Origin of the sequence: Bergeriella denitrificans NBRC 102155 (genome assembly GCF_001592185.1) — a bacterium.
GTDB classification, from domain to species: Bacteria; Pseudomonadota; Gammaproteobacteria; order Burkholderiales; family Neisseriaceae; genus Neisseria; species Neisseria denitrificans.
The window spans coordinates 1-9,454 of the sequence record NZ_BCWL01000070.1; the positions used below are offsets into that span (position 1 = coordinate 1).

The following is a 9,454-nucleotide window of genomic DNA, read 5'->3' on the forward strand; positions in this document are numbered from 1 at the left end:
CTTACTCTTCGACTATATAATAAGCCCTATTCCCCGATATGCCGTCTGAAAACACGCATTTTTCATACGGCATATTCCACACTTTGATTGCACACCGTCATGACAAACCGATTCAAACAACACTGGTCCTACCCCGCTGCCTGCGTCAGCCTGATTGCGCTGATTGCGCTGAGCCTGTCGTGGGAGCTTTGGCTCGCACCCCTGCGCCCCGGCGGCTCTTGGCTCGCACTCAAGGCACTGCCGCTCTGCCTGCCGCTGGCAGGAATTTTGAAAGGCAAAATCTATACCTACCAATACAGCGCTATGCTGATTTTGATTTATTTTGCCGAAGCCTTTATGCGCCTGTTTGACGCGGATGCTGCCGGGCGTTGGTGCGCGGCGGCGGCGGTTTTGCTCTGCGTGGTGTTTTTCACTGCCTGCGTGGCTTTTGCGGCGCAACACAAAAAAGCGGGGCGCTGATGCAGACGCGTTTTTCAGACGGCACGCCTATGCCCAAGCAGCATCTTGCGCTGCTGTGGATCGGCTTTTTGTGGATAAATGTTGCACCGTTTCTCTCCCTTTACCGCGTCGGCCCGCTGTCGAGCTTTTATCTGGAAAGCGGCTCGCTGCTGGGCGCGCTGTTTTTGTGTGCGGCGGCGGCTTATTGCGGGCTGCTGCGGGTGCGTCTGCCTGCCGCTGCCGTCGGCTTTCTGCTGCTGGCGGCGTTTTGGTGGCTGCAGGCGCGTGTGCTGCATCTGACCTACCCCGGCATGAGCGATATGGTGGTGGGCACGTTTGCCGTGCTCGCGCTAACGGCTTGGGCGTGCCAAGGCTGGATGACCCGATACGGCCAAACACGCGTGGTGTCCGTATTTGCGGGCGCGCTGCTTATCGGGGCGCTGCTGCAGGCGGTCATTGCCTTTATGCAGTTTAAAGGCTGGGCGGGCGCGGAATGGTTTAAAGGCATTCTGGCGGCGGGCGGCAAAGACGGCATCAACGGCCAGCTCGGCCAGCGCAATCATTTGGGGCATTATCTGATGTGGGGCATTCTGGCGGCGGGCTGGCTGGCCGGTATGCGTAAAATCCCCGCGTGGGCAGGCGTATGGCTGCTGGTGCTGCTGACTGCGGTATTGGGCTTGGTCAACTCACGCACGATTTTTACCTATCTGATGGCCGTCGGTATGCTGCTGCCGTTTTGGCGTTGGTACGGCGGCCGCGAATCCGCCCGCGTGGTCCGCTTTATGCTGCTGGCGCTGATATTGGCCGCCCTGTTTCAATTCGGCATGGCGCCGCTGCTCGACTGGCTGGGCGCAGGCGGCTATCAAACGGCTGCGGAACGCGTGGCCGGTGGCGGCTTCCAAGGCTCGGCACGCGATATCGAGTGGAGCAAAGCCTGGCAGGCCTTCCAATCCGCCCCGTGGCTCGGCCACGGCTGGAACGGCTTTGCCCGCCAGAGCTTCCTGCTACACGCCGAAACCCACACGTTTTCCAACAATATTCTCAGCGTTTTGTTTACGCATTCTCATAATATCGTGCTGCAGCTGCTGGCGGAAACGGGGCTGGCGGGTACGCTGCTGGCCGCCGCCTGCCTGGCCGCCGCGCTGCGCCCCATGCTGCGCCGCCCCGCCACGCCTGCGTCGCTGCTGCCGCTGGCGCTGCTGACGGTATCGCTGTGCCACAGCATGCTTGAATATCCGCTGTGGTATATCTATTTCCTGACCCCGTTTGCCGTCATGCTCTCGCTCTCGCCTGCTGCCGATCCTGCTCCGGCCGCCGCGCCGCGTTTGCGCCAGCTGGCCGGCAGCGTCGCAACCGTGGTACTGGCGGCCGGCATTGTGCATCTGGGCTGGCAATATACCGAGCTGACCCGCTACAGCCGCCAAGCCAAAAACGAAACCGCCGCCCAAGCTGCCGAACAAACCGCCGGTTTGCGCCGTATTGCCGAACAATCGCCGATGCTGCGCTACTACGCCGAGCTGAACCTTACGCGCCGCGCCGACCCCGCCGATGCCGACGTGCAGCCCTGGGCGGAGCAGGCCGCCATCGATGCTTTAAGCTACCGCCCGTATGCCAACGCCCACCAGGCCGGCCTCTACCTCTACCGCAAGGGCGAAACCGAGCGCGGCGCGCAATGGATGCAGGCCATGTATTACTACTATCCCTACCAAATGCCGTTTTACGCCCGCAAAGTCCGCGCCAATGCCGCCTTTGCGCCCCTGCTGCCCAAGCTGCTGGCCGACTGCCGCGCTTTTGCCGAGACACCCGGCCGCTCCGCCGCCAAGCCCTGCAGCTGATGGCGCGGCCATACATTTTTCAGACGGCATCGCGTGTGCAAAAGCCGTCTGAAAAAATGTAAAGCCCGTTACACCCATTGCAAAAAAGCGCAAACCCGCCGCGAAATCCGCTATCAGAAATACATTATTGTATGTTAAGATGAAAATCTCTTAATCGGAAAAGTCCCGCCTGCCCGCGCAGGCATCCGGCCGCCGCGCCGCCCTTGCATCTGCGGCACGCGCCCCCATTTTCCGATCAGACAACCCACAAAAAGGAAATTCCATGAGCCGCGTATTATTGGTAGATGACGACGCTTTATTGACCGAACTGCTGACCGAGTACCTGACCGCAGAAGGTCTGAACGTACACAGCGTACCCGACGGCGAAGCAGGCGTACACGAAATCCTGACCGGCCAATACGATGTAGTCGTGCTCGACTCCATGATGCCGAAAATGAACGGCCTGGACGTATTGAAAAACGTCCGCGCGCAAAGCACCGTGCCGATTATCATGCTCACCGCCAAAGGCGACGATATCGACCGCATCATCGGCCTGGAAATGGGCGCCGACGATTATGTGCCGAAACCCTGCACCCCGCGCGAGCTGCTGGCGCGCATCAACGCCATCCTGCGCCGCGCCCAAAACAGCGGCGAGCAAAGCAATACGCCCAACAGCATTGCCGTCAGCGATGTCGTACTCTACCCGGCCAAACGCCAGGCCACCATCAAAGACACCCCGCTGGAACTGACCAGCACCGAGTTCAACCTGCTGGAAGTCTTGATGCGCCACGCCGGACAAGTGGTCAGCAAAGAAACCCTCTCCGTGGAAGCGCTCGACCGCAAGCTGGCCAAATTCGACCGCAGCATCGACGTACACATCTCCAGCATCCGCCACAAGCTCGGCGATGCATCGCTGATTCAGACCGTACGCGGCTTAGGCTACCTGTTTGTCAAAAACTGATACGGTATGAAACTGTTCCAACGCATCTTCGCCACATTTTGCGCAGTGATTATCTGCGCAATCTTTGTGGCGAGTTTTTCATTCTGGCTGGTGCAGAACACCTTGGCCGAAAACCAGTTCAACCAGCGTCGTACCATCGAAACCACGCTGATGAACAGCATCGTCTCCGCCTTCCGTTCGCGCGGAGACGCCGGCGCGCGCGACCTGCTCAACGAATGGCGGCATAATCCCGTATCCAACGCCGTATTCGTGATTTCCGGCGACGAGAAAAAAGACATTCTCGGCCGCCACATCGACAACCGCACCATCGAGCGCGCCCGCGTATTCGCCGTCAACAACCCCGATTCCGAGCTGGCGCACATCGAATACGGGCGCTTCGGCGAAGAATACCTCTTCTTCATCCGAGGCTGGGACAACCATCAGGCCAAGCGTCTGCACAGCACCCTGTTTATCCCCGGCCTGCCGCTTGCCCCGATTTGGCACGAATTCATCATTCTCTCCTTTATCATTCTCGTCGGCCTCCTGATGGCCTACATTTTGGCCAACAACATCACCAAGCCCATCCGCATCCTCGGCAACGGTATGAACAAAGTGGCCAACGGCGAACTGACCACCCGCATCTCCCAGCAGATGGACGACCGCGACGACGAGCTCTCGCAGCTGGCCGGGCAGTTTGACAAAATGGCCGAAAAACTGGAAAAACTCGTCGCCAAAGAGCGCCACCTGCTGCACCACGTTTCCCACGAAATGCGCTCCCCGCTGGCGCGTATGCAGGCCATCATCGGCCTGATTCAGGCGCAGCCGCAAAAGCAGGAGCAATACCTCAAGCGGCTGGAAGGCGAGCTGACCCGCATGGATTTACTGGTCGGCGAGCTGCTCACCCTGTCGCGGCTGGAAACCTCCAACGTACCGCTGGAAAAAGAAAGCATGCTGCTGCTGCCCTTTCTCAGCAATCTGGTGGAAGACAGCCAAACCGTTGCCCAGCAAAACCGCCAGACCGTGCGCTTGGTGCCCGATGCCAAAATCCCGGCCAACGCCACCCTCAACGGCAACGAACGCTATCTCTACCGCGCGTTTGACAACATCATCCGCAACGCCATGAATTACAGCCCTGAGGGCAGCACCATTCAGGTCAAAGTCTGCCAAGACGGCAAACACTGGATTATCGACATCGCCGACAACGGCCCGGGCGTGGACGAAATGCAGCTGCCGCACATCTTCACCGCCTTTTACCGCGCCGACTCCAGCGCCGGCAAACAAGGCACGGGGCTGGGGCTGGCTTTGGCCAAGCACATCATCGACCAGCACGAAGGCAAAATCATGGCAGAAAACATCAAGCCCAACGGCTTGAACGTCCGCTTTATCCTGCCGAAGAAAAAGCCGTCTGAAAAAGCGGCCAAAGCGGTATAACAGCATCAGGCCGTCTGAACTTTTCAGACGGCCTGAGACTTTTGCAACTATAGTCGGAGAGTAAATTCTGATATAAGGCGGCAAGCCGCAGACAGTACAGATAGTACGACAAGGCGAGCCAACGCCCTAGCAGAATTTACTCTCCGACTATAGACACAATAGATTGACCTCAGGCGGGTGTAAAACCCGCCCCTACAAACGTTTTTTTGGCTATTTCTATTTTTTTGCAAAAGTCTCGGCCTTTATAACCCTACAAACCCAAGGAGCAGCCCATGCCCGCCCAACCCATGCCCGGTTACTTCTTCAGCCCTCAGCACATCATTCTCGTCGGCGCAAGCGAGCGGGCGCACAGTCTCGGCGAGCGCATACTCAGCGCCCTGCTCGGCTCGGCCTATCAAGGCAAAATCACGCCCGTCAACCTGCGCCACAAAACCGTAGCCGGCCTCCAAGCCCATTCTGCCCTCAGCAAAATCAGCGAGCCGGCCGACCTGGTGCTGGCCGTTATTCCACCCGCAGGCTACGACGCCCTGTTCCGCGCTTGCCGCAAACAGGGTCTGCACCACGTCATCGCCGTGCAAGACTGGGAAACCCGCTCCGACGACGAATGGCGCGCCGCAGCCGCAGCCGTGAAAAAACACCACGGCGCCGACTTAAACATCAGCATCTGCAACAGCGCCGGCATCCAGCTGCCCGCGCAAGGCTTGAACGCCGGCGCATTGCCCGACTTCCCCGCCGGACACACCGCCCTGCTGACCGGCGCCGATGCCGTCAGCAGCGAAATCAGCCTGATGCTGCGCCAAATGCAGCAGGGCGTATCGCGCCACATCAGCCTGCAATACGCCCTGACCCCGACCAGCTCCGCCGACTGGCTCAACCGCTTCGGCCACAACCGCCATACCCGCGTGGCCGTCGTCCACTACAATCCGCTGGAAAACCCGCGCAAACTTTTCAGCGCCATCCGCTCGTTTACCCGCCACACCCCGCTGATTCTCTACTGCACAAACGCCGTTGACGAAGAAGAACGCGCCATTCTGGAAGCCTTGGCCGAACACGCCGACTTCCAGCCCGTCTTCTGCAACAGCAGCCTGGAAGCCGCGCTGCACGCCGCCCTCTCTGACCTCAAACCCGCCACCCGCGCCGCCATTCTTTCCGACACCCCCAGCGGCTGGCTGGATGCCCCCGCCCACGCCTGCCGGATTCAATTACGCAGGCCGTCTGAACACACCATACCGCGCCACGGCTATATCGGCAGCCACCCCAGCCCCGCCCTATTCCGCAGCTTGGCCGCCCAAGAGCTGCAACACAGCGAAACCGAAGCCTTGCTGGCCGTGATTGCCCCCAAAGCGGAAGACGACGAACGCGCCGCCGCGCACATTCTCAAACGCTTGGCGCAACAGTCCGACACGCCCCTGCTCATCAGCAGCCGCCAAGCCGAAGGGCTGCTGCATTTCCGCCGCCCCGAGCAGGCGCTACAGGCGCTGTATTTCCGCAACACCACCGCCGCGCGGCATCAACGGCTGCAGCAAAGCGCCGCGCCCAAATCAGGCCGTCTGAAAAACATCCAGCCCGCCGCCGTCGATAAAGCCCGCGACGCCCAAGACTGGCAGGCATTGGCCGACGCCCTCGGCCTGCCCGAATACCGTGCCAACCCCGCCTATCCCGCCGCCCGTCTGGTTTTCAGACGGCATCCGCATTACGGCGCGGTGTTGGCCGCATACAGCCAAGGCCGCAGCATCGCCGTACTGCCGCCGTTTACCACGCTGGATCAAAGCCGCCTGGCAGAATTTCTCGACGCAGGCCGTCTGAAAACCGCGCTCAACCGCCTGCTGCACGGCCTGAACTTTCTCGTCAAAACCGAGCGGCTGAACCAAGACATCCTGTTCCATCTCGACAGCAACGGCCTGAGCAGCGACTTCAAACCCGCAGCCGCCCGCTCCGCCCCGCGCCAACCCGCCGCGGCCAAACACCTGCAAAATGCCGCCGAATTTATCCGCAGCCGCAACGCCGCAGCCGCAGGCTTCCTGCTCAACACCGGCGAAGCCGTCGGCCTAATCGGCAAAAACGGCGCCGACGGCCTGCCGCAGGCCGAAACCGTACTCGCGCCCTACCCCGAAGGCTACCCGCAGGAAATCGCCTTACGCGGCGGTGGCAGCGTGCACGTCCGCCCGTTTGAGCCGGAAGACGCCGAAGCCAAGCAAAACTTTATCCGCAACCTGTCGCCCGAAGCCCGCTACACCCGCTTTTTAACCCGAACCAACGAGCTGCCGCCCCCCACCCTTGCCCGTTTCAGCCGCCTCGATTACAGCTGCGAAGGCGCGTTTATCGCCGAAAACGCCGAAGGACGCATCGTGGCCGTCAGCCGCTTCTCCCGCCTCTCGCGCGACGAATGCGAATTCGGCATCACGCTCGACGAAAGCGTGCGCGGCAGCGGGCTGGCCGCCGAAATGATGCATCTGATTATTGAGCTGGCCGCCGCGCAAGGCTACCAAAGCATGAGCGCCGAAATTCTCAAAAGCAACACAGCCATGCTCAAGCTGGCCGAAAAAACCGGTTTTACCCTGATTGCCGGCACGCAGGACAAAGACCTCTGTCAAGCCAAGCTCGGCCTTTCTGCCACACCCGAAGGGCGCAAACACAAATTCCAGCAATAAATGCTTGCATGAAAACCACAAATTACCCTAAAATGGGCGGTTTCTTATATTCTCCGATTTTCTCAAAAGGATTCAAAAATGGTAGTTATCCGTTTGGCCCGCGGTGGTTCTAAGCACCGTCCGTTCTACAATGTTGTCGTTACCGATTCACGCAACCGCCGCGACGGCCGCTTCATCGAGCGCGTGGGCTTCTACAACCCCGTTGCCAACGAAAAACAAGAGCGCGTACGCTTCAACGCCGAGCGTCTGAACCACTGGATTGCCCAAGGCGCACAAGTCAGCGAAGCCGTAGCCAAACTGGTTAAAGAGCAAAAAATCGCCGCTTAATGACCGACTATCGCCATGACCGACACTCAACAACGGGTAGCCATGGGCTACATCAAAGGCGTATTCGGCATCAAAGGCTGGGTTAAAGTTTCAGCTTCCACCGAATACAGCGACAGCCTGCTGGACTACCCCGAGTGGCTGTTAAGCAAAGACGGCAATACCCTGACCGTATCCGTGGAAGCCGGCAAAGTGGCCGGTGACGAGCTGCAGGTCAAATTCGAAGGCATCGACGACCGCGACCGGGCTTTCGCCCTGCGCGGCTACACCATCGAAATCCCGCGCGAAGCATTCGCCCCCGCAGAAGAAGGCGAATACTATTGGGCAGACTTAGTCGGCATGAGCGTTGTCAACCGCGACGGCATCGTGTTCGGACAAGTCAAAAACCTTCTGGAAACCGGCGCCAACGATGTATTGGTGGTCGAAGGCGCATACGGCCAAAAGCTGATTCCCTTCGTTTCGCAATATGTCGGCGAAGTCGATCACGACAGCCGCACCATCAACGTCGATTGGGGTTTGGATTACTGATGTTTATCCAAAGCATCACCCTGTTTCCGGAAATGTTCGACAGCATCACCGGCCACGGCGTGACCGGCCGCGCCCTCAAGCAGCAGCTTTGGCGCTTTCAGGCCATCAACCCGCGCCGCTTTGCCGACAACCCGCTCGGCTATATCGACAGCCGCCCTTTCGGCGGCGGGCCCGGCATGATTATGCAGGCGCCGCCCCTGAAAGCCGCGATTGACGAAGCCAGGCAAGCCTGCAACGGCGCAGCCAAAGTCATTTACCTCAGCCCGCAAGGCACACCGCTGACCCATCAAAAAGCAGCGGCGCTGGCGGCAGAGCCCAATCTGATTTTGCTGTGCGGCCGCTACGAAGGCATAGACGAACGCCTGCTGCAAAGCAGCGTAGACGAAGAAATCAGCATCGGCGATTTCGTTGTCTCCGGCGGCGAGCTGCCCGCGATGATGCTGATGGACGCGGTATTGAGATTGGTGCCCGGTGTATTGGGCGATATGCAGTCTGCCGAGCAGGATTCGTTTTCAGACGGCCTGTTGGACTGCCCGCACTACACCAAACCCGTAGAGTTTCAAGGCATGGGCGTACCCGAAGTGTTACGCTCGGGCAATCATGCCTTAATCGCAGAGTGGCGGTTGAAACAATCGCTGCAACGCACATTGGCGCGCCGCCCCGATTTATTGGAAAAGCGCGATTTAATCCCAAAGGAATCCCGCCTCCTGCAGGAAATCCTGTCCGAACAGGGCAGCGAGCCGGAGCAACGGGAAATCCAATCATAATTTAGGAAAAACAATGAACCTGATTCAACAATTAGAGCAAGAAGAAATCGCTCGCCTGAACAAAGACATCCCCGAATTCGCTCCGGGCGACACCGTAGTCGTATCCGTGCGCGTGGTAGAGGGTAACCGCAGCCGTCTGCAGGCTTACGAAGGCGTGGTGATTGCCCGTCGCAACCGCGGCCTGAACAGCAACTTCATCGTCCGCAAAATCTCCAGCGGCGAAGGCGTTGAGCGTACGTTCCAACTGTACTCTCCGAACGTAGAGAAAATCGAAGTAAAACGCCGCGGTGACGTGCGTCGCGCCAAACTGTACTACCTACGCGGCCTGACCGGTAAAGCGGCACGCATCAAAGAAAAACTGCCTGCACGCAAAGGTTAATCTCCCGCAGATTAATTCGCAGCTACGGAAACCCGCTTCTCCAAGCGGGTTTTCTTTATGAGTTTCTGCCCGACCGTATTGTCGGCGAGCATAGCCGGATAACACGGAATATATAGTAAATTCAAAACAAAATGATACAAGGCGGTCTTTTCCCGCAATAACACGCCCCGAACCCCTTACCT

At 59.2% G+C, this 9,454-nt stretch carries 9 protein-coding genes; all 9 read left to right on the forward strand.

All coding sequences use genetic code 11. From position 1 onward, the window contains the following. The first annotated feature begins 99 nt into the window (after positions 1-99). The 9 genes from BDE01S_RS05385 (at position 100) to rplS (ending at position 9,272) form a co-directional block, all read left to right on the forward strand. Entirely contained in the window at positions 100-459 is a 360-nt protein-coding gene (locus BDE01S_RS05385) for a DUF2069 domain-containing protein (RefSeq protein ID WP_066078349.1), read from the forward strand. Next, on the forward strand, positions 459-2,273 hold the full coding sequence (locus BDE01S_RS05390; protein WP_066078353.1) for a PglL family O-oligosaccharyltransferase: 1,815 nt from the start codon (positions 459-461) through the stop codon (positions 2,271-2,273). The genes BDE01S_RS05385 and BDE01S_RS05390 overlap by 1 nt, the downstream gene beginning before the upstream one ends. A gap of 262 nt (positions 2,274-2,535) precedes the next feature. After that, positions 2,536-3,213, forward strand: coding sequence for a two-component system response regulator MisR (gene misR, locus BDE01S_RS05395; protein WP_066078358.1), 678 nt, complete (start codon positions 2,536-2,538; stop codon positions 3,211-3,213). Positions 3,214-3,219: 6 nt separating this feature from the next. Beyond that, positions 3,220-4,623 carry a sensor histidine kinase gene (locus BDE01S_RS05400; RefSeq protein ID WP_066078361.1) on the forward strand — a complete coding sequence of 468 codons (1,404 nt, stop codon included), beginning with the start codon at positions 3,220-3,222 and terminating at the stop codon, positions 4,621-4,623. A 272-nt stretch (positions 4,624-4,895) separates the two neighbouring features. Then, on the forward strand, positions 4,896-7,274 hold the full coding sequence (locus BDE01S_RS05405; RefSeq protein ID WP_066078366.1) for a bifunctional acetate--CoA ligase family protein/GNAT family N-acetyltransferase: 2,379 nt from the start codon (positions 4,896-4,898) through the stop codon (positions 7,272-7,274). 78 nt (positions 7,275-7,352) lie between these two features. Continuing rightward, positions 7,353-7,601, forward strand: coding sequence for a 30S ribosomal protein S16 (gene rpsP, locus BDE01S_RS05410; RefSeq protein WP_066078368.1), 249 nt, complete (start codon positions 7,353-7,355; stop codon positions 7,599-7,601). A gap of 15 nt (positions 7,602-7,616) precedes the next feature. Next, a complete protein-coding gene (rimM, locus tag BDE01S_RS05415; protein ID WP_066078371.1) occupies positions 7,617-8,126 on the forward strand; it encodes a ribosome maturation factor RimM in 510 nt (169 codons plus the stop codon). After that, positions 8,126-8,893, forward strand: a complete 768-nt coding sequence (gene trmD, locus BDE01S_RS05420) for a tRNA (guanosine(37)-N1)-methyltransferase TrmD (protein WP_066078372.1) — start codon at positions 8,126-8,128, stop codon at positions 8,891-8,893. Before rimM ends, trmD begins: the two co-directional genes overlap by 1 nt. A 13-nt stretch (positions 8,894-8,906) precedes the next feature. Continuing rightward, the gene (rplS, locus tag BDE01S_RS05425; protein ID WP_066078375.1) at positions 8,907-9,272 is read left to right on the forward strand and encodes a 50S ribosomal protein L19; all 366 of its coding nucleotides are present in this window, start codon (positions 8,907-8,909) and stop codon (positions 9,270-9,272) included. The last annotated feature ends 182 nt before the right edge of the window (positions 9,273-9,454 follow it).